We start from the raw sequence: 21,086 nt of genomic DNA, 5'->3' as shown, positions 1-21,086 counted from the left end.
CGTAGTTGCCCCTCGCCGGTCAGCACCTAATAACGGTGTTTCGTGCGCCACACCAGATGCCCTTCCAGTGTATAAACTGAATAACTACCCGTGCGCAACTGCTTCATCCAGCAAAGCTATACGCCGCCTCGAAGTGAGCGGCAACTAAAAGTCTTGACCTAATTAACATAGCATTAGCTAGCGTGCTTGAAAAGCAGAAATTTGCGGCGATAAAGTGACGAGTGAGAGCTGATTTTCTACCCATGTAGCATTTGGACCAAACTTTTAACCAAGGCCAAACTTGAAACTAAGAAGCCAATTCGCGGCGCAGTCGGCGACGCGGTTCCAGCTCACTAGCGTACACGCATTTTTGGCCGTCGCCCAAAGAAGCTTCCGCATCCCGGATGTCGCGCACCATCTTGGCCAGGCCGCCGGGCTCCACGCTGGCGGCGTGGTCGGAGCCCCACAGGGCGCGGTCCAGGGTAAAGTGGCGCTCCACGAACGTCGCGCCCAGGGCCACGGCCATTACGGTGGTACTTAAGCCAGTTTCGTGGCCCGAGTAGCCGATGGGCGTGCCCGGAAACTGCGCAGTCAGGGTCTGAATCATGCGTAGGTTCAGCTCCTGGGGGGGGCATGGGTAAGCCGACGTGCTGTGCGCAATCAGCAGGTTATCAAGGCCTATGTAGGCCACGGCGTCGGTTATCTCGCTTTGAGTGCTCATGCCGGTGCTCAGCATCAGGGGCCGGCCAGTGGCCCGCACGCGGTCGAGCAGGGGCTTGTCGGTGAGCGAAGCACTCGCCATTTTGTAGAGCACGGGCTGGAACTGCTCCATGAAATCCACGGAGGGTTCATCCCAGCACGAGGCGAACCAGTCGATGCCCCGAGCCTTGCAGTAGTCGTCGATGACTGTGTATTCTTCAAGGCCAAACTCGGTTTTGCGCTTGTAGTTGATGTAGCTCATGCGGCCCCAGGGCGTATCGCGCGTTTTTTCCCACTGGTCCTTGGGAACGCACAACTCCGGCGTGCGCTTCTGAAACTTCACGGCGTCGGTACCGGCCGTTACAGCCGCGTCGATGAGCTGTTTGGCTAGGTCGAGCGAGCCGTTGTGGTTGATGCCGATTTCGGCAATGATGTAGCACGGTTGGCCGGGACCAATGGCGCGGTTTTTCTTGATTTGAACGGTAGACATAAGACGAAATACTTAAGATAAATGGAAAAACGAGACTGAATACCAGCCGAGCTGGGTACAGCAAGAAGTTTTAGGTGCCTAGTGAGGCGGCATCATTTCATTCGCGGTAAATTATCCTTGCGCGGGCCAGCCGCTGACGGGTGCCCTTGCTGGCGTTCTAAAATGTCTTAATGGCCACCTGCACGCGCTGAGTTAACTGGCACACCCAATGTGAGCAACTTGAACGCCGCTTCTCCGAAGAGAGTCATGATGTTGATTTCCTGCTGGTTGGGTGGCAGCGGGTGGATGCCGGCCTCTGAAAGCTATAAGCAAATGCAGAACAGACGCCAGAGACGGCTCTTGCCGAACCCGTGGTGTACGCTTGGTCCTCGCGGAGTAGCACTTGGCTGGACGAACAAGCTACCGACCTCGGGCCAGGGGGTAATCTAGCAGTGGGTAATCTAGGAACAGGCCCTCCACAACCGGACCCGTCGGCCGTGCACCTTGATACGGGACGGCCAGTAAGTGCGCCAGGGTCTGGGCTACTTGCTTGGCGTAGAGCTGGCCCCGGCCCCGCTGTTCGCCCGTGGGGGGCGTATCGGGTCCGAGCACCGCCAGCCAGGTCTGGCCCGAGCCCGGCACCCATAAGCCGTGCTGGCGCCACAAGGGGCCCTGGCCCCGACCGTGGTCGGTGGTAATGAGCAGCGTCGTCTTGTTACGGTAGCGCGGCGTGGCCTGTACGTAGGCCCAGAGCTGCGCCAGACAGTGGTCGGCCGCGTGAGCCGCCGCTAAATAGTCTGCATAACGGCCCTCGTGGGCCAGCTCGTCGGTCTCGCCGAAGCCGATGTAAAGTACCCGCGGCTGCCGGCGCTGGAGGTAGTCGAAGGCGTAAGCAAAAGTGAGCGTATCGGTGCGCACGTGGACAAACGGCCGCGGGCATGTCCGCAGGTAGGCGTTGAGCTGCTGCTCGTGGGCCGTTAGGCCGGGCCCGGCGGCGGGCTGCCAGCCGGCGTTCACGGGAAAGTCACAGCACGGCGCATTGAGGATGTGACCCAGCACCGACCACGAAGCGAAAGCGGCCACTCGCCCCTGGTAGGCGGGGGCCTGGTTGAGGCTGGTCAGCACAGAGGGGTAGTGGTTGTCGACCGGCGCATTGCTGAGGATGCAGGCGTTCGGAAACCCCGTGAGCAGTTCTTGATAGCCCGGATAAGAGAAATGCTGGTAATTAGCCACATTGACCCGGTTGCCGGAGACGCGGTTGCCGTAGAGCTGTCCCTGTGCGGCCACCGTGTCCCACAAGAAGGGCAGCAACGCCCGTCGGCGCTGCTCGGCCGTTGACCGGGCCTCAGGAGCCACCCGTTGCCCGGCGGCGCGGCCCAGCCGCCGCTCCTTGGCACCCCCAAATATTTCCTGCCAGCGCATGCCGTCGAGCGTCACCAAGATAACATTTTCGGTGCGGTACGGCTTGGACTGCGCCAGCACCAGACCAGGCCAGTTGAGCAGAAGGAGCAACCACGCCAGGTGGCGCGGCAAGCAGTGCATCCGTGGGCACGGGCGAAGCAAGGAGTGTGGCATATTGGTTATCAAGTAGTGAGGAAGCTTACGCTTGCTTCCGGCCCAATTGGTTGGGCGCAATTGGCAGGGTATGGCGGAAGCTCCGGGCCGGTAGTGTTACTGGCGAGCTGACGACCACGCAGCAGGTGTTTCCGACCGCCAGACCCGTCTAAAAGCAGATGCAGGAGGAGGCGGCTACCCCCATTTCGAAGCGCACTATTTTACGAGTGCCTGCCCTCCCGCCTACTATAGCTTCTTCACAGTAAGAGGGCGGCTAGTACGTAGTCGGCTAGCAGAACGGCAATAATGGAATTGGTCACGGCGGCCGTGCTGGCCAGCCCTACTTCGAGGGCCCCGCCGTGCATGGTGTAACCTTTGTAGGCCGAGATACTGGCTATCAGAAATGCGAAGACGACCGATTTAATGAGGGAGAAAACCACTGTATAGGGCACGAAGTCGTAGCGAAGTCCGGTGATGTAGTCGTTGCCAGCCATCAGCCCCAGCACCTGACTGGCCACGTAGCCGCCCAGGATGCTTAGGTTCATGGCCAGCATGACGAGCAGCGGAAACACAAACAGCGCCGCCAGCACCCGTGGTAATATCAGATAAGAGGCTGAGTTGATACCCATCACATCCAGGGCCGAAATCTGCTCCGTGATGCGCATCGTGCCCAGCCCGCCGGCGATGGATGAACCCACCTTGCCGGCCAGCACGATGCTGGTAATGGTGGGGGCTAACTCCAGTATCGTCATCTCGCGCACCATGTAGCCCACCATGCTCATCGGCACGAAGGGGTTGACTAGGTTATAGGTAATCTGTACGCACGTGACGGCCCCGATGAAGCTGGCTACCAAGCCCACGATAAAGACCGAGTCGGTCCCGATAAGTACCGCTTCGTCCAGGGTCCGCCGCCCAAGCACTTGCCAGCCCTCAGGTTGGGTAACCGCGGCGAATAACAGCAGCACGAAGCGGCCGAAAGCAGAAATTGGCTGAGGGAACTTGAAATTGACCATTTTTTCGTGGTTAATAAGCAGGTGCTGGATAGGATAATGTCTCTTGGCTGGCGGCCAGCCCGCTTCCTCAAAGCTGCTACCACTACATAAGAGCGGACTCAATTTTTTTGCTAGCCGTTGCTGGTACCAGTGGGCTTGTCGTCGAGGAGAATAGTGAGGTTAGCGGAGCCGTGCAGCGCCACCCCGGGGGCCCACTCTATCACAGGAGAAAGCAGCCCAGTGCTCAGGCTGATTAAGGCGAGTAAAAAATTGATTTTCAGAGGAAAGCTTACAAGTGACGAAATGAAAGCGATGAAAAGAGCTGCTTGCAATATAGCGGGGGTAAGTACTCGTTAACAATTAGCTCATGTTAAATTCGGAGAAATTTATTCTCCATAAATTTCCTGCCTGCGCTAAACATCGGTTAACTGCATAGAAAAGGGTATCTTTGGTAGAATAGTCAACTGGGTCGAGCTGTTCTTTTTTCAGTTTACGCCAGAGTGTTTCCGCCAGATTGAGGTGTGGAGAATAAGTAGGCAAATAAAATACGTATAATCCCCGGTCTTCCCAGAAGGGTAATTGCTGCTGGATAAGTTGGGCTTTGTGAATACTCGCGTTATCTACTACAATCACCGTCGGCTTTCGAATGCGAAAGGATAATTCGTCTAATTGCGTAAACACAAACCTTGCATTAATATTCCCTTCGGTCGTTAGCCAATGCGTTTGATTGCTTCGGCTGATAAGACCCCACACGTTAATTTTATAGCCTTTTTCAACAGGTATGAAAACCTCCTCTCCCGGAAATTGCCAGCCGTAAGGAACATAGCCCGTACTGCAAACATGACTTTCATCTCCATAGAATAAGTCTATAAAATCTTGCTGAGCTAGCTTCTCCAAATCAGCTAGTTGCTCTACTTTTAGCCCGTATAATTCCGGGTTGGGTTTCCCTTTACAACGCTTTCTTATCCGCTTATATCGTCCGTTAAGACTTTTAAAAAACCTTTGAATGTACTTAGGCTAACTACTTTGCTAGATTCCTGTTCCCATGCCGCTTTGGCAGTTTGAATACGCTGTCTGTTCGCTTGTACAGCTTGCAAAACGGATTCCTTATCAACCTCCACGCTGAGCACTGCTTTTCGCCCGCGTCCAGCCTTTGTTTTTAATCCGTCCATACCCTCCTCTTTATACCGTTTTGTCCACGCATTAACACTCACATAGGTCATGGTCGTAAGCTTAGCTACCTGCTCAGAAGCTAGTCCCGCAGCTTTTAGCAAAACTACTTCACATCTAGTGCGAAAACAGGCTGTATTTCCTGTTCTTGCTCCCTGTTCTAAGATTAATTTAGCTGACTCACTTAGTACTGGTGTGTTGACTCTTCCCATGCTATAAAGGTAAGAATAATAACATAAACTATTTGCCAATGGTTACTTAGTTAGCTGACATGTATAGGTTGCTATGTCAGCCGGTATACTCGGCGTATTTGTGCCTGTCATTCGAAGTAGCGCCAGTACCCGGGCCAAGGCCGGCCAGTAAGGGGTCGCCCGATAGTAGGAATGGAAAACAACGCTAGAGATTTTTGAGCCGGCGAGCTAGCTCAGAAAACGTCCGTTTTAACGCTACAAAAGCTGTTTTAGCGGAACATACGCGCTGCCGTAGCCGGCGCGTATTCTTTGCTCATCCCACGTAGCAACGGCCTGTCCTAGCCTCAATAGCTGACCTATTGAGGAAAAATGCTTGGTTTTGACGGTCAACTGAGCTTAGCGTTATTTTTCGTTCCTACTATCGGGCGACCCCTGTTACTCAAACACTAAGCGCAGCGGTACCTGGCCGGGAAAGCGGAGCAGGTACACGCCGGCGGCCAGGTTTTCGCGGACCAGGCGCAGGTCCGTCGGGCGCGAATCGAGACGGCGCACCACGCGGCCGGACAGGTCGAGCAATTGGGCCTCGCCGAGTTGGTGCCAGGCGGCCGGCACCACCAGCTGCACGGCCTCTTGGGCGGGGTTGGGGTAGGCCTGGGCCGTTGCGCCGGCGGGAGTAGCGGCCGTGGCCGCCAGCGGCGAGCCAGCCTGCCGTAGCAGGGGCCGCAGGAAGTCGCGGATGGTCCAGAACGCGGTGTCAGCGTAAGCGGGGCTGCTTTCGGCCGGAATGTGGCCCGCGCCCCGGAGCGCACGCAACGTGTTGCGGATGCCCACGGCGGTGGCGCGGGGATTGAGCCGACCGCTGCCATACACGTACTTGGGCGGCAGCACCGAACCGATTTTGCCCTGGAAGTAGGGTACCGTGGCATCAGCCGTGCCGTGGATGCTGCACAGCGGCGCGTTGCCGGCTTCAATGATGCCGGGGCTTTGGGTGGCCCCGCTCAGGTTGAGCACGGCTAGCACGGCGCTGCTGAAGCCGGGGTTGCCGCTGGCACCCTCGATGCCGCCGAGCGCGGCCAGGCCCACGTAGGCCGGTACTTCGGCGGGTTTATCGATGTAGCCGGTTTCGAGGGCCATGAAGGCCCCGGCCGACGAGCCGCCCACTACCAGGTAATTCGGATGAACGCGGTAGGCTTTGGCAGTGGCCGCGTCCTGGCGAAAGAAGCGCACGGCGGCCCGCATGTCCTGCATCCCGCGCACGGCGGCCTGGGCCACGCCCACCGTATCGGCCGGGGCCAGGTAGCCGGTGACAGGGAAGCCCAGCCGGTACTCGATGCTGGCCGTGACGTAGCCCAGCCGGGCCAGCCGGGTACACACGGCCACCATATAGACATCCGTTTTCGAGCCGACAAAGAAGCCGCCCTGGTGGGCAAAAATGACGAGCGGCCGGCGCTGCACGGTATCACCGGTGGGCTGGTACACGTCCATCGTCAGCATTTGGGTGCCGCCAGTGTAGGTAGTGGCCGCGCCGTAAGTCACGTTGCGCACCACGTCCACGCTGGCGAAAACGGGCTGGTAGTAGCGCCCTCGCGTGGTGTCAATTTGGGCCTGGGCGGCGGCGGGACGGGCGGCGAGCAGCCAGCCGGTCAGCAAGAGGAAAAAGAAAGGTAGTTTCATCGTGCGAAAAAGTTAAATGGGAGAGATGGAGGTTTAAAGCCTGTGGGAGCACGCTGGCGTACCTGGAAGCCGTCCAGGAATTCGCCAGATGAGCATAATTTTCCTTCGGAACCTTACCAATTTCCAAACGGATTTTAAGCTAAAATTTAAAGCCTGATAGTACGTAACGCCTTCGTTAAGAACGCGCTACCCCCGGCTGCGTAACTGCAATTAAACCCTCTTTCAGCCGGTCTTTTAATCCTTCCTCTAGCCCATTCAAACACATGGTGCCTCGCCTACGGTACTTTAATCCGCCGCACGCGCCGCGAATGAGCGCTGAAATAGCCCAGGGCCCCGCCGCTGAAATTGGACGTGGGGTTGGCCGGTGTCACGCTGGAGGCGGGGTTTTCCTGCAAAATCCGGTTCAGGGTGCTGAAGTATTGGTACACGCCGGGGTCGACGTTCTGCATCTCCACGGTCAGACTGTCGCCGGAAATGAGCAAGTCGATAGGCGCGGGGGGCGGGCCGCCTGCGTTGCCGCCGGGCCCGCTGTTGCCGCTGCGTAGCTGCTGGTCCACATGCTTGCCGTCGTTAAACTTATCGTTTTGCAGGTAAATGGTTTTGTTGAGCTGGCCGTTGCGGTACTGGCGGAACAGGTAGCTGTTGCCCAGGCCCACCGGGTCGGTGTACTGCACGACGGTTTGCAAGCCGTCGTCGTTTCCGAATGCGCCCGGCTCGGTGTGCACCTCCTCGAAGGGCACCACCGCTGGCAGGGTGGACACGGCCACGTAGGCCGCGCCGCCGGTTTCGACCCGCAACGTGTACACCCGGCCCGGCACGCCCCGGAGGGTAGCGCCCACGTACTGGCCGGGACTGGTTTCGCGCAGCACTTCCAAGCTACCGGCATTGTCGGAGAGGGTAACGACGGCCCCGGTGACGGGCGGATATGCGTTGGCTTGCTTGTAATTAACTGACGTAGTGAGGCGTACCTGGGCGGGCCGGTTGTCGTCCACCAGGTTGCCTTCGATGACGATGTTCACGGGCGAGGTTTTCAGGGGCAGGTCGAGGACTTTTTCACAGCCGGTGGCGGTCAGCAGCAGCGCCGCAGCGGTCAGGAGCCGCTTGTGCAGAGAGGTGAACATGGCTTAAAAGTTGAAATTATAGGTGACGGAGGGAATCTGGCGGAACAGCGAGGTTTGGATGGCCTCCGTTCTGGTGGCGTCATTGGGGTCTTGCCGGAAGCGGAGGCTGTACGTATTCTCCCGGCCCAGCACGTTGTAAATCGAGAACGTCCAGCTGCTGCGAATGCGGTGGTGTTCCTGGCCGGGCTTCTCGTAGGTCGCGCCCAGGTCCAGGCGGTAGTAGTTGGGCAGACGGTCGGCGTTGCGCAGGCCGTAGTAGCTGATGGCCTGGCCCGCCACGTCGTATTTGCCCACCGGGAAGGTGGCCGCGCTGCCGGTGCTGGCCAGGAAGGTGCCCGAGAAATTCCACTGCGGATTGCGCTGGTAGAGCACCACCAGCGACAGGTCGTGGGGCCGGTCCTGCCGAGCCGGGTACCAGGACCCCGCGTTCACATCCGTAAACTGCCGCTCGGTTTTGCTCAGCGTGTAGCCCAGCCAGCCGGTGAGGCGGCCCGCGTCTTTACGCAGCAGAAACTCGACCCCATAGGCCCGGCCCTTGCCGTAGAGCAGGCTGCTTTCCACGTCGAAATTGCCGCGCAGCTCCGTGCCGTTGCGGTAGTCAATCTGGTGGCTCATCGTCTTGTAGTAGCTCTCCACGACCAGCGAATACGCCTTTTTGGCCCCCAGCGAGCGGTAATAGCCCACCGAAAATTGGTCGGCCAGCTCGGGCTTCACGTTGAAAGTAGTGGGCACGTAGAGGTCGGTGGGCGAGGCGGCGTTGGTGTTGCTGAGCAGGTGCAGGTTCTGCACGTTGCGGGCGTAGCCGGCCTTCACGGTGCTGGCCTCGTTGAGCTGGTAGCTCCCCGCGAAGCGCGGCTCCAGGTTGACGTAGGTTTTGAGCACTTCGTTTTTCTTGGTGTAATCGGTGCTGACCAGCGTGTTGCCTGCCGCGTCGTAGGTCGAGTAGGTGCCCGTACCGAGCAGGCTGAACACCGACAGCCGCAGGCCGGTGGTGAAGTTGAGGCGCGGCGCGGCCTGCCACTCGTGCGAGACGTAGGCAGCCGATTCAAGCGAGTAGTTGGGCTTGGTAGGCGTGGCGTTCACGGCCGCGTCGGTGGCCGCCGTCAGGTGGCCGGGCGTGATGGTGTGGTAGATGGCCTGCCCGCCGAAGCGGAGTTTCTGGGTCGGGCCGAGCGTAAATTCGAAGTCCTGCTTGAGGTTGTAGTCCTGAATTTTGGAGTCGATGCCGTAGTCCTGGCTGTTGGAAGTCAGCGTAACCTGATAATCGTACTTGCTGTAAATCAGTGAGGTATTGGAAAACACCCGGTCCGAAAACAAGTGGTTCCAGCGCAGGGTGGCCGTCTGGTTGCCGTAGTTTTGGCCGTAAGTGCCGGCCAGGCCCAGTAGGTCTTTACCCAAGTAGCCCGAGAAGTACAGGCGGTTGCGCTCGTTGAGGGTGTAATTGGCCTTGGCGTTGAAGTCGTAAAAGTAGAGCTGCGCCTTTTTGGTGGTCTCGTTCGACGAGAGCTGAAGAAACAGGTCGGCATAGGTACGCCGGCCGGTGAGCAGGAACGAGCCCTTGTTCTTCACGATGGGGCCTTCCAGGGCTAGGCGCGAGGCAATGAGACCAATACCGCCGCTGCCGTGCAGCTGCTGGTTGTTGCCCTCCTTCATCTTGATATCGACCACCGACGAGAGCCGCCCGCCGTACTGGGCCGGCATCCCACCCTTGTACACGGTCAGGTCCTTGATGGCATCGGAGTTGAAGGTGGAGAAGAAGCCCAGTAGGTGCGAGGCGTTGTACACCGGGGCCTCGTCGAGCAGAATCAGGTTCTGGTCGTAGGCCCCGCCCCGCACTGAGAAGCCGCTGCTGCCCTCCCCCGCCGACTTAATGCCCGGCAGCAGGGTCAGGGATTTGAGCACATCCTTCTCGCCGAAGAGCACCGGCACCTTAGCAATCTGCTTGAGGTCAATAATTTCGACGCCCATCTGCGCCTTGCTGATGGCCGCTTCGGCGCTGCGGGCCGTCACCACCACTTCGCTCAACTCGCTCCCGCCCGGGGCCAGTTTGAAATCGACGCGCTGGCTAATAGTGGCCGTCAGCTTCCGCTGCTGCGGCGCGTAGCCCACGAAGCTGGCCTCCACGGTGTAGGTACCCGCCGGCGCACTCAGCGAGAAGAAGCCGTAGGCGTTGGCCGCGGTGCCCGTGCCGGGCAACTCGACCAGGCGGATGGTGGCCCCGCTCAGGCTCTCCCCCGTTTGGGCATCCTGCACGGTGCCGCTGAGCGTGACGCGCGTCTGGGCCTGGGCGGCGGGCGGCGGGCCCAGCAGCAACAAAGTCAGCCAGGCCAGCCCGAAGGGGAAATTAAATCTTTTCATGGTGGCTAAGCAGTAGGTTTCAGTAGGTGATTAAGACGGGAAGCAGGATTTTCTTATTACCATCAAGCAGACTATCCACAAATAAATTTTACTAGGGGAGTCGCAGGGCGGTGGTGGTCACGGGTACGGCACGGGGCAGGATAAGCCAGGCGTAGGGCGTGCCAGCTGGCAGGTAGGGGCCAGGACTAATGTCCAGCGCGGCCAAGTAGCCGGCTGCCGGAGCTTTCACAAATACCAGATGCGCGCCGGGGCCGGTACCCACGACGAGTTTGAGCAGCGGGTCGCCGGCTTTCACCGCCTGCCCGTCCTCGAAATACACCGCCAGCACGTGGCCACCCACGGGCGAGTGCAGCACCCGCACCTGCCTGCCCGGTATCGGTCCGCGCAGCCTGACCGGCCGCACTACCACCCCCAGCGCGGGCATTGCCCGGTGCCAGGTCGCCGACCAGCGCAGCAGCGTTAGCCCGAGCGCGGCCAGTACGATAGTGAGCAGCAACTCCTTCATAACGAGCAAAATAGTTACGCCTAGTATGCGGGCAGTCAGCTCATTTAGGCGTGGGCATTCGAAAGCTTAAAGCCAGGCGCAGGACCAGCCCGTTACCGATGGGCGGGCTGACGGGGAGAGGCGCGGTACCCAAGTTGACAAAATCCAGAATGCCGCTTACCCGGTCGCCCGCCTGGTAAATTTCCAGGTTGCGCACGAGGCTGTAGCCGGCCGTGGCGCGCAGGGCCACGCGGGGCTGCACGTAGTATTCGGCAAACAGGCCGGCGATGAACGTGCGGTACCGGACGTAGTGGTTTTCCGGCTCGAGGCGGTAGCTGCCAAAATTAGCGGTCACGTCGAGGCCCGCGTTGAGCTTGGGCGTGGCGGCGTAGCTGGCGGTTAGGGTGGCCGGCACGTCACCGAAAATCCGCACTTTATCGGCTACCTGCCAGTCCAGCCCGCCCAGCAAGATATAAGTAGGGCCGTAAAACGTTTGCCGAAAACCCAGGGTAGCTCCCAATGCCAGCAGTGGATTCACCCGGTAGAGGCCCCGCACGAGGCCGCCGAACTGGACGTCTTCGCCCTTGATGCGGCGGTAGTCGGAGCCCAGGGTCGGGAGGAACAGGCCCGTTAGCCGTAGCGCGGGCGTGAGCTGGCGGGTGTAGCCGAGCACGGGCGTCACCACGAACAGGTGCTGCACGTCGAAGCCCGGCCGGTTGCCCGCGAAGTAGACCGCTTCCGCATTGAGCCCGAGCAGCAGCGCCTGCGATTTGTCGGCCCGCAGAAAACGGGGCATCACGACGCTGGCCCGCGTGATGTACGCCCGAAAATCCGACGCCTGACCGGGGTCCTTACTGGTCAAGGGTAGCACTTCGGAACTGAGGCTGGCCCCCTCCACGTACCCTTGCGCCCACCCTGCCACGGGCAGCAGCGTTAGCAAGAGCGCTCGTACTAGGTGAGCAGCGCGCTCACAAAGTCGGCGACCGAAGACGTGGGCAGGTGGGGCAGCTTGATGCCTGGTTTCGACACGCCCCGCGCCGCTTCCGAGCCAACGTAACGCGCGATTTTTCGCAGCTTGTTTTCTTCGCGCAATTCCTCCAACAGCACGACGTGCCCCAACAAGTTGTCCGAGAATACGTGAGTGACCCCGTAGCTCGTGAAAGCCAGTGGGGCCGCCCGCGTTGATAATCAAGGCATCGAGGGGCATGGTCACCCCTGCCACGGCCGCCTGCACCGAGGCAGGAGTGGCCACGTTCAGGGGCATAGTTTCGAAGATGTTCTTGCCCGTGCGTGCTGCTAGTTCCTTCTGCACGGCCTGGGCGTGCTGCGCGTTACGGCAGCCCAAGTAGGTTTTTTCGGTGCCCGGCACCAACGCTAGCTGCCGGGCAACCTCTTTGCCGGGGCTAGCATTGGCCCCGGTTATCAAGATGGTTTCGTTCATGAAGCAAGGGGAATACCAGGAGGCAAGAATTCGTTTCAGCCAGTTACTTTAACTAGTTGGTCAACTAACGGACAAAAAAACATCAGGGCTGAATAGCCCGAATGATGAACTCGGCGACATCTGTGCGACGGCGCTCCATCTCCTGCTGAAACGCTTCCTCTGACAGGTCCAGCGCCACTTGGAATATTGGCTTGCCTAAGAATGGAAATATTATTAAGGAATTCATATTAATTAGCAGTTGCGCTGAGCTGATTGGGCGGATGCGGCCCTGCGCCACGGCCTCTTCTACTTGGCGGCGATACGTAACGAGGTGTGGCTTCTGATGTTGCATGGCTGCTTTAAAAAAAAACTGCGGGTTGCGATTCGCTTCGTTGACGAGGAACAGGGGCAAAAAGCTATTGCGGCTCATAAAGGTGATGTACTCGCCCGCCAGCTGGCGAATCTTCGCAAATAAGTCCTGGTCGGTTTCCAGGATGGCCGTCAGGCGCGGCAGCAATTCGCCCACGACCCGGCTAATGATGAGGACCGCTAGCTTTTCCTTGCTGCGGAAATAATAGTGCAACAGGGCCTTGTTGATGCCGGCCCGGTCAGCAATTTCCTGCATCCGCGCACCCGCCAGGCCTTTTTCGATGAATACCGCTCGTGCAGCCACCAGGATGAGTTCTTCGGTCGAGGGCTTACGGGATTCCATTATTAGCGCGGCTTAACCAGTTGGGTAACTAAATAGCAGGAGTGCAGTAAAAGTTCAAATTCGCTTCTCGATGCTCCGTTCAGAGTTGTACCCGTCGTAACTAGTTAGGAGGCTTTTCCCCTACTAGCTGTGCCCATTCGGCCCTCAGGTAAGGCCGATGCTCAGACCGGGTAACCACGCGACGAGAGCATCTAAAAGTGTGGGGCAGTCGGGTTCAACCGCTTCTCGGCTACCTTAGATAGCCGTACTTAGGGTATTATTAACCGACTAGGGGAAAACCTCCGAGTCCGTGGCCAATTGGCGTGGTTACTCGTGACAGAGTGCAAAAGCGGCGGAAGAGACTTGAAAAACCCGCTCGTCTCACCCGCTCCTTCACGCAATCGAAATTGGGTAGCGAAAATGAACGTTAGGACTATCGTTTTGCCCTTGTTTTGGGTAATGAATTGCTAGTCAAAGCGCTAATCAGAAAAAGCATGCAGCTGGGCGGCTGAGTCGGATGTTTCCCCTATTTGGTTAATAACACCCTTATAAGGGGAGCTGGCTAGCCCAACAGGTCGTCTACTATCTTCTTTACATCGTCGGCCACGATGCCGATATCGGCCAGCAGCTTGCTGGCATCGGTGCGCAACTCGCTAGGGGCTTCCGCCGCGGGCGCATCAAGCAACGTATCGAGGTGCGTAATAGCCGGGTCAGCACTGCGCAAAGCCGGCGTCGGGTCAGGCGTAAGAGGGGGTTCCATGAGGGGGAAAGGACCAACTAGGCCAAAAGGTTACGGCTAGTTGCTGAGCACCACGAGGTGGTTTGCCTAGGTGGGACAGTTTCGGGCCTCCATTCTCTAGAATCAGGAAAAGGAGGGAGTCGAGTAAATTCGGCTGGGACCCGAGAATAGACCCCGGTTTAGGTTTTGCTCAAATCTAGCTACAGGGCCAGTACCCGCAGATATAAGCGCTTGACCTGTTCAGCCCGGAATGCCTTGCCGGTACGGGTGAGAAAGCGCAGCGCATTCAGCTTCTCGGCAATCTGAGAGTAGTTGAAGCCCTTCTCCCGCAGCAGCAGGATGTGCGCCCCCGCCCGGTCGTTGTGTTCATTCATCCGCGCATTTGCCTGATTACGGGCTCGCCCTTTTTGCGTGGCCGCGGGCGTGAGGTTCGCCGGGGTTCCGAGGCGGGCCCCGCGCGCCTTCTTGGCTGCGAGGGCATCCTTCGTGCGCTTCGAGATGGTTTCGCGCTCATGTTGGGCGAGCACGGCAAAGAGCCCCACGGTGAGGGTATTGGCATCGGGCATGTCACAACAGACAAAGTCTACGCCCGCATCGCGGAGCTGGAAGATGAAGCCCGCGTTGCGCGAGAGCCGGTCCAGTTTGGCAATGAGCAGCGTCGCGCCTTTGGTTTTGGCCAGCGCAATCGCCGCCGCTAGCTGAGGTCGCTCATTTTTCTTGCCGGACTCGACTTCCACGAATTCCCCTACTAAGGGCGTCGCTTGGACGAAGGCCCCCACGGCCGCCCGCTGGGCTTCGAGGCCGAGGCCGGACTGCCCTTGCTTCTGGGTCGAGACGCGCAGGTAGGCGACGTACTGCTTCATGGGAGCGGAGGAGTTTGGGCAAAATTAACCCCATTCCGGCGCATTTCACATTCGTTAAACGAACGAACGTTTACAAGATGGGGTTCTCGTTACAACAGGATACTGTTGGCGAATTGGGCTTCAAGCTATTGCTGGAGGAATTAATCGCTCGAAGGCGGCCTGACGCGTCTGGGCTAACGGCACTTCGTTCAACCAGTTAACGATGCGCGACAGGTTCATTGCCGTGGCGATAAAGACGTGCTGCAAATGCGTTTTGGCCAGGCCCACGTAGCGCGAACGGCGCAGGCCAAAGGCCCGGACCCCTTGCGAGAGGGTGCCTTCAATGCCAGCCCGCTGATTGTACAGCAAAGGCCAGTCTGCCTGACTGTCTCGGGCGCGGGCCGCTTGCAAGGCGTGGTATGGGGCATCGGCTCGCAGCTTAATGGCTCGGCGTTTCATGCGCGTACACAGCGCTCGGACGGGACAGGGCCCGCAGTGCTTCCGGGAAAACTTGATAAACACGCGGGGCTGGCCTTTTTCCAGCGTCTTAAGCCAAGATTGCGACGGATGCCCTTGGGGACAGGTGGCTTGCTGCGCGTCCCAGTCCACCTTAAAATCCGCCGCCGCATACCCTTGCCCCGCGAGCGCCTGCCACTTCTGGTCCTTCCGAGCGGGCCCCACCAACTCCACCTGATGGAGTTGCTGACTCTGGACGAGCAGTTCGGCGCTCACGTAAGCGGTGTCGACCAACTGCTGCGATGGCAGTAACGACTGGTCCGCCAATCCCTGCTGAATCTGCGGCAAGGTGGTCGAATCCGCCTCGGTGCTGACGGTGGTTGCTACCTGCGTAATCAGATGCGGCTGGTCGGTTTCGCAGGTTTCGCTCAAATGGACTTTATAGCCCACCCACGTCGTGGTGCGTTTGCGACTAAAACGAGCTTCTATATCGTAGGGAGAGCTGATGAGCTGCGCGGAAGGCGGCAACTCGTCCTGATTCTCCACGCGCCAGATGAGCTGACCGTCCACCACCCGAAACTGTTGGAGCCAGACCCGGCGTAGGATGTCCACGGCCGGCAGCTGCCACAGCCAGGCAGCCTGGTCATCCTGCGCTATTCGCTCCAGGAGCAACCAACCGTCCTGCCCGACTTGCTGCGCGTAGGTTTCCCGCTGCGGTTTGGTGTGCAGCAGGCGATACTCCTCGGCTCGGGGACCATACCGGGCGGCCCACTCGGGTTGGAGATGGCTGGCTAACCAGTCGGGCAGGAGCTTGGCCAAGCTGTTGAGCGTGAAGCGCATCGTCTCCCCCACGCACTCCAACCGGTTCATGTCCCGGACGCGGGCCAGCACCTACGTCGAGTCCGTTCGCTGCTTGCCCCCGGCTTTGAGCCACTGCTGGTCCTGGCAACAGCGCAGCAGGTGATGAAGGAGTCGTTCTTCGGCCTTGCCGGCCACTAACCGCTGGCGAAATTCAGAGAGGATGCTAAAGTCAAACCCAGCATCGGTCAGCTCCAAGCCCAGCAGATACTTCCAGTCAATGCGACTGCGCACGGCATCGGCCGCTTGGCGGTCGGAGAGATTCTCGGCGAATTGCAGCAGCGTCACCAGCGCCAACTGCCAGGGCGCCTGCGCTGCTTGCCCGCGTGGCGGAAACAGGTCGGCAAAGAGGGCATCGTCGTACAACGTGCCCAAGGCATCGCGTAACTTTATATAGCAATTGCCACGTGGAAAAGCCGCCTGCGCGACTTGGCGCGTTTGGGGCGGAACAGGCGCGCTGGGTTGGGGGTGTAGGCTCATCATTAGAAGCGGTTAAGATGCCTCCGAAAATAGCCTTTCTATCCCAAAACTAATTCGCCAACAGTATCCAACAGGGCGAAAAATTACGCTGAGCCCCAAAGCATTGTCTATCAATGCGCTTTAATAACATCTCACTAAACGCTCTAATTGGGCCACTTTTACATACGCTTGGTGGGCCCACTGGCCACTAAACCCAAAAAAATGAAAGGGTTTCCAGGCGGTACAAAACCCGGCTAAGCGCGAATCTGACGGAAGCCGGCGCGGATTTCGCGAGTAAATAGTACTGGCTGCTCGAAGGCTCCAAAGTGCCCGCCCCGCTCAAGCTCGTTCCAGTAGACGAGGTTGCTAAAGCGGCGCTCAGCCCAGCGGCGCGAACTGCCCGTCTGGTCTTTTGGAAATAAGCTGATAGCTAGGGGCACGGCCACGGGAAGATTTCCCCAAACCACTTCGGCGTTTTCCCAATAAAAGCGCGCTGACGAGGCCCCAGCGTCTGGCAGCCAGTACAGCATGATGTTGTCTAGTAGCTCGTCGCGCGTGAGCACGCTTTCCGGAGTACCCTGATTATCGGTCCAGTCATGAAACTTCTCATAAATCCAGGCTGCCTGCCCGGCCGGCGAATCGGCGAGCGCATACCCCAAGGTCTGCGGCCGCGTGGTCTGCTGCGTGGCGTAACCAGACAAATCATCCCGGTACCGTTGGGCTTGCGCTAGGTAAGTCCGCTCTTTGGGGGAAGCATTGGCCGTTTCTTCCGCTGTTGGGGTGATATCAAGGGTGCTGGCGTGCAGCCCGATGAGGCCCTGGGGGGCCTTGTTACCCAGGGTCATCACCACTAGCTCGCCCCAATCGCCACCCTGCGCGGCCCAGCGTTTGCCATAGCCGAGCCGTTGCATCAACTCAATCCAAGCGTTCGTGACCCGGTCGATGTTCCAACCGACTTCGGCTGGCTGGTCAGAAAACCCGTGCCCTGGGAGCGAGGGCAGCACGAGGTGAAAGGCATCGCGGGCCTGGCCGCCATAAGCGACTGGGTTTGTCAGTGGCCCAATAACTTTGTGAAACTCGACGACCGAACCGGGCCAGCCGTGCGTCATGAGGAGCGGTAACGCATTCGGTTCCGGCGAGCGAATATGAAGGAAGTGGATGCCCAGGCCATCAATGGTGGTACGATACTGTCCGAACCCGTTCAACATTCTTTCGCACCGCCGCCAGTCGTAGCTACTGCGCCAATACTCGCAGAGCGCCTGTATGTTCGCCAGGGGCACTCCCTGGCTCCAGTCGCTTACCGGCTCCTTGTTGGGCCAGCGGGTTCGGTTGAGCCGGTCCTTGAGGTCCTGGATGTCGCGTTCGGGAATCGCCAGTTGGAAGAGCTCTACTTGGTTATTAGTCAGCATAGTTAGACGAAAATTTGTTAAACTCCTTCTCACCCTCGTTCATGGTGTCACTGGTTAAAGTGAGTTTTTTACGAATTCTGAGAGCTGAGGTGGTCGGGTGCAAATGGACAGTGAGCTAAGGTAGGTTGAAAAGATGGACTTGGTTGAAAGTTTGGTCCAGAAGTCGCCTTTGGCCGCTACTGGACTCGAATGGGGTATCGAGAAGCCATTAGCAACGTGTAAACGTTAATTTGATTAGGTAGACCTATGAGGTGGTCTAGATGTATAGTCCCAGAGTGTAGTGGCGTACTTTTCGGGCCAGCAATCCGGCAAATGTTATGGGACAAGTACTTCACGGCAGCGCCCGCACAACTCAGGCAATACGACGCAGTATCCAGCGTAGTCAGGAAAGCCTCCAAACGCTAGCCAAACGCCACAATCTTGACCCTAAAACGGTGGCCAAGTGGCGTAAGCGCACCACTACGACCGATGCCCCGATGGGCCCGAAGCCCGCTTCTACCGTGCTCACGGTCGAAGAAGAGGCTATCGCGGTGGCGTTTCGCCAGCACACGCTGCTGCCGCTCGATGACTGCCTCTATGCCTTGCAGGAAACCATCCCCCAGCTGTCACGCTCGGCCCTGCACCGTTGTTTTCAGCGTCACGGCGTGAGCCGGTTACCGCTAAGCGACGAAGGCCAGTCTGCGCCGAAGAAGAAATTTAAGGACTATCCGATTGGTTACCTCCACGTGGATTTTGCCGAGGTCCGTACGGAGGAAGGCCGCCAGTACCTCTTTGTAGCTATCGACCGCACCAGCAAAGTGGCTTTCGCTGAGCTGCACCCCCGCGCCACGCGGATGGTGGCAGCAGATTTTCTGCGTCGGGTGCTGGAAAAACTGCCTTATAAAGTGCATACAGTGTTGACTGACAATGGCGTACAATTCACCCTGCAACCTCACCAGTGGTTTCCAGGCGGTCATAGTTTTGCCCGCATCTGCCGCGCGTTTGGGGTGGAGCATCGCTTGACCAAACCCGCCCACCCGTGGACCAATGGTCAGGTCGAGCGTTTCAATCGCACCCTGAAAGAGGCGACGGTCCAACGCTATCATTACCAGACCACGGGGCAGCTCAACGAACATTTGCAAGCCTTTTTACTGGCTTACAACCACGCCAAACGGCTCAAGCGCTTGCGCGGACTGACCCCACACGAGTTCGTCTGCGTCCAATGGCAGAAAAATCCAACTACCTTCATTCGTGACCCGACCCAGCTCACCCTGGGACTATACATCTAGAAGAGACGGATAGAAGAAGGACGTATATTTCTTCTGTTATGGCAAGCAAATCCAGCGGGGCGTCGCCCGACAAACGGCGTAAATACGACGAGGCATTTAAAGTGGAGGCCCTGCGCCTGGCCAGTGAGAGTCGCAGCACGCAGGCGGCGGCCCGGCAGTTGGGCGTCAGCCCCAAGCTGCTCTACCGCTGGCAGCAGGCGCAGGTAGTGGCCGAGGTCGGCAGCGTTGAGGTGGCGCGCGACCCGGAGGTCCGCGCGTTGCGCGCCCGTCTAAAGCGGGCGGAGCAGGAGTTCGATAGTTTAAAAAAAGCCTTGGTCTCCCAAATGCTTTAGCCGCATTTTCACCCAGCCGACCCGATGAGCAGCTACCAGCACATCGCCCAGCGGGCCGCTCAGGTGCCCGTGCGCCAACTCTGCCAGGTGCTGCGCGTGGCACCGGCTGCTTACTACGCCTGGCAGCGCCACCAGCAGGGGCCGGTGGTCGAGCCAGCCTGGCAAGTAGCCGTGCGCCAAGCATTTGCCCATCATAGCCAGCGCTACGGCACGCGCCGGTTACGTGCCCAAGTGCAGGCCGAAGGGCATTTGGTAGGCCGTTGGCGCATCCGGCGCGTGCTGAAAGCTTATGGCTTGCGCGCTCAGCAGCCCCGCTCGTTTGTCCCGCGCACCACCAATTCGGACCCGGCCGTGCGCGCCGCCCCCAATCGCTTGCTCAGCCAACCGGCCCCCACCGCCCCCAACCAGGTGTGGGTGGGCGACATTACGTATTTGCCCCGCCAGGGCGGCGGCTGGCTTTACCTGGCCGTATGGCTGGACCGCTACTCGCGCAAAGTCGTGGGCTGGGATGTGCGCGAAACAATGCCCGAAGACCTGGTCAGCGAAGCGCTGCGGCGGGCGCTGGCTGTGTGAGGTGGTCTAGCTAAAACAGACAGTGCGAAGTCTTACCTTCCACTGCCCATGACTGAGAAACCGAATCCTGGCGGGTTGCCGCCTCTCACCCGCAAAAAGTACATGTCGGCTTTCAAAGCCGAATGCGTCCGGCAAGTGGCGGCCGGTGCCCGGCAAACGGACGTGGCCCGAGCCCAAGGCATTTCACCGGCCTTGCTCGGCCGTTGGCAGCGCCAGGCGCTGGAACAAGCCGTGCCCAGCAGCGCGGAGCGCGACGAGATTAAACGGCTACGGGCCGACCTCAAACGCGTGGAAATGGAGCGCGATATTTTAAAAAAAGTCGTGACCATCTTCTCCCAGCCGCCTCAACCATGAGCCGCTACCAGTTTATTCGAGCGTGCGTGGAGCCTTGGCCGGTGCAGATGCTTTGCCACCTATTGGCGGTCAGTTCGGCCGGCTACTACCAGTGGCGCAAGCGCGTGCCTGCGCCCATTGCGGCGTGGCAGCCGGCGGCGCAGGCGGCCTTTACGCGCCACGCCCGCCGGTACGGTACGCGGCGCTTGCGGGCCGAATTGCAGGCCGAAGGCCACGCCGTGGGCCGCTACGCGCTACGCACCTGGCTGCACCGCAACGGGCTGCGGGCCCTGAGCACCCGCCCGCACCGCCCCCGCACGACCGTGGCCGACCCGGCGGCCGTCGTGGCCGAAAACCGGCTGCTCAGCCAACTCGCGCCCACCGCCCCCGACCAGGTCTGGGTGGGCGACATCACGTATCTGCCGCTGGTGGGCGGGCACTGGTGCTATCTGGCCACCTGGCGCGACACCTGCTCGCGCCGGGTCGTGGGTTGGCACCTGGCCGCGCAGATGCCCACCCCGCCCGCTGGTGGTGGGCCTCGACGGCGGCTACGTCCGGCACTGGCATAAAAAAGGCTGTCTCGAGGTGATTGCGGGCAAAAGCATTCCCGCCGAAGGGGGTGCCAAATGCTTCGGCTTCGTGCAGGAGGTCGATACCAAGCCGCGCCGGCGCGTGTTGGAGGTCCTGCGCGCGCAGGGATTACAGGCGAATCAGCAGGTGGAATTCTTTACCGATGGGCCCCCTGTTCTGCGGTCGCTGACGAGCTATCTGAGCGCGGAGTCCACGCACATCCTGGACTGGTTTCACCTGACCATGCGCCTGACGGTGCTCCACCAGTACACGCTAGGCGTGGCCCAGGTCGATGCGGCCGGTGGCAAGGCGTTGCAGGACCGCTTGACCAGCATCAAGTGGCCCCTCTGGCACGGCAACGCGGAGCGGGCGGCGGAAAAAATAATGGACTTGGACGATAGCCTGGCCATGCACCAGGACGACCCGCTGGTGACCAGGAAATAGG

At 59.4% G+C, this 21,086-nt stretch carries 17 protein-coding genes and 1 pseudogene; 6 read left to right on the top strand and 12 right to left on the bottom strand.

Annotation, left to right across the window (positions count from 1 at the left end; translation table 11 throughout):
- Positions 1-286: 286 nt before the first annotated feature.
- The 12 genes and pseudogenes from A0257_22870 to A0257_22815 form a co-directional block, all read right to left on the bottom strand.
- Positions 287-1,168 carry an N-acetylneuraminate synthase gene (locus tag A0257_22870; GenBank protein AMR25534.1) on the bottom strand — a complete coding sequence of 294 codons (882 nt, stop codon included), beginning with the start codon at positions 1,166-1,168 and terminating at the stop codon, positions 287-289.
- Positions 1,169-1,567: 399 nt separating this feature from the next.
- Positions 1,568-2,689 carry a hypothetical protein gene (locus A0257_22865; protein ID AMR25533.1) on the bottom strand — a complete coding sequence of 374 codons (1,122 nt, stop codon included), beginning with the start codon at positions 2,687-2,689 and terminating at the stop codon, positions 1,568-1,570.
- Between the two features lie 269 nt (positions 2,690-2,958).
- Entirely contained in the window at positions 2,959-3,687 is a 729-nt protein-coding gene (locus A0257_22860; protein AMR25611.1) for an ABC transporter permease, read from the bottom strand.
- A gap of 1,802 nt (positions 3,688-5,489) precedes the next feature.
- Complete coding sequence (locus A0257_22855) at positions 5,490-6,728, bottom strand: hypothetical protein (GenBank protein ID AMR25532.1); 1,239 nt, start codon at positions 6,726-6,728, stop codon at positions 5,490-5,492.
- 275 nt (positions 6,729-7,003) lie between these two features.
- Complete coding sequence (locus A0257_22850) at positions 7,004-7,849, bottom strand: hypothetical protein (protein AMR25531.1); 846 nt, start codon at positions 7,847-7,849, stop codon at positions 7,004-7,006.
- Positions 7,850-7,852: 3 nt separating this feature from the next.
- Complete coding sequence (locus tag A0257_22845; protein ID AMR25530.1) at positions 7,853-10,207, bottom strand: collagen-binding protein; 2,355 nt, start codon at positions 10,205-10,207, stop codon at positions 7,853-7,855.
- A 91-nt stretch (positions 10,208-10,298) separates the two neighbouring features.
- A complete protein-coding gene (locus A0257_22840) occupies positions 10,299-10,712 on the bottom strand; it encodes a hypothetical protein (protein ID AMR25529.1) in 414 nt (137 codons plus the stop codon).
- 40 nt (positions 10,713-10,752) lie between these two features.
- The gene (locus tag A0257_22835; protein AMR25528.1) at positions 10,753-11,631 is read right to left on the bottom strand and encodes a hypothetical protein; all 879 of its coding nucleotides are present in this window, start codon (positions 11,629-11,631) and stop codon (positions 10,753-10,755) included.
- 583 nt (positions 11,632-12,214) lie between these two features.
- Positions 12,215-12,823 carry a hypothetical protein gene (locus tag A0257_22830; protein AMR25527.1) on the bottom strand — a complete coding sequence of 203 codons (609 nt, stop codon included), beginning with the start codon at positions 12,821-12,823 and terminating at the stop codon, positions 12,215-12,217.
- A gap of 918 nt (positions 12,824-13,741) precedes the next feature.
- A complete protein-coding gene (locus A0257_22825; GenBank protein ID AMR25526.1) occupies positions 13,742-14,404 on the bottom strand; it encodes a resolvase in 663 nt (220 codons plus the stop codon).
- 120 nt (positions 14,405-14,524) lie between these two features.
- Positions 14,525-16,177 (bottom strand): annotated as a pseudogene (locus A0257_22820) (transposase).
- Positions 16,178-16,410: 233 nt separating this feature from the next.
- The gene (locus tag A0257_22815) at positions 16,411-17,565 is read right to left on the bottom strand and encodes an epoxide hydrolase (GenBank protein AMR25525.1); all 1,155 of its coding nucleotides are present in this window, start codon (positions 17,563-17,565) and stop codon (positions 16,411-16,413) included.
- Between the two features lie 317 nt (positions 17,566-17,882).
- Here A0257_22815 and A0257_22810 point away from each other — a divergent pair, with 317 nt between their 5' ends.
- Genes A0257_22810 through A0257_22785 form a run of 6 tightly spaced genes read left to right on the top strand, consistent with a single transcriptional unit; the run spans position 17,883 to position 21,085 of the window.
- A complete protein-coding gene (locus tag A0257_22810) occupies positions 17,883-18,833 on the top strand; it encodes a hypothetical protein (protein AMR25524.1) in 951 nt (316 codons plus the stop codon).
- A gap of 38 nt (positions 18,834-18,871) precedes the next feature.
- Positions 18,872-19,165: a hypothetical protein gene (locus tag A0257_22805; protein AMR25523.1), complete on the top strand. Its 294-nt coding sequence runs from the start codon at positions 18,872-18,874 to the stop codon at positions 19,163-19,165.
- 24 nt (positions 19,166-19,189) lie between these two features.
- Complete coding sequence (locus A0257_22800) at positions 19,190-19,738, top strand: hypothetical protein (protein AMR25522.1); 549 nt, start codon at positions 19,190-19,192, stop codon at positions 19,736-19,738.
- 48 nt (positions 19,739-19,786) lie between these two features.
- A complete protein-coding gene (locus A0257_22795) occupies positions 19,787-20,092 on the top strand; it encodes a hypothetical protein (GenBank protein AMR25521.1) in 306 nt (101 codons plus the stop codon).
- A complete protein-coding gene (locus A0257_22790; protein ID AMR25520.1) occupies positions 20,089-20,640 on the top strand; it encodes a hypothetical protein in 552 nt (183 codons plus the stop codon). Before A0257_22795 ends, A0257_22790 begins: the two co-directional genes overlap by 4 nt.
- The gene (locus tag A0257_22785; protein ID AMR25519.1) at positions 20,600-21,085 is read left to right on the top strand and encodes a hypothetical protein; all 486 of its coding nucleotides are present in this window, start codon (positions 20,600-20,602) and stop codon (positions 21,083-21,085) included. The genes A0257_22790 and A0257_22785 overlap by 41 nt, the downstream gene beginning before the upstream one ends.
- Position 21,086 lies beyond the last annotated feature (1 nt).

The sequence above is a fragment of the Hymenobacter psoromatis genome (genome assembly GCA_001596155.1).
Lineage (GTDB): Bacteria > Bacteroidota > Bacteroidia > Cytophagales > Hymenobacteraceae > Hymenobacter.
Note: the sequence above shows the minus strand (reverse complement) of the source record. Positions and strands in the feature narration are given on the sequence as shown.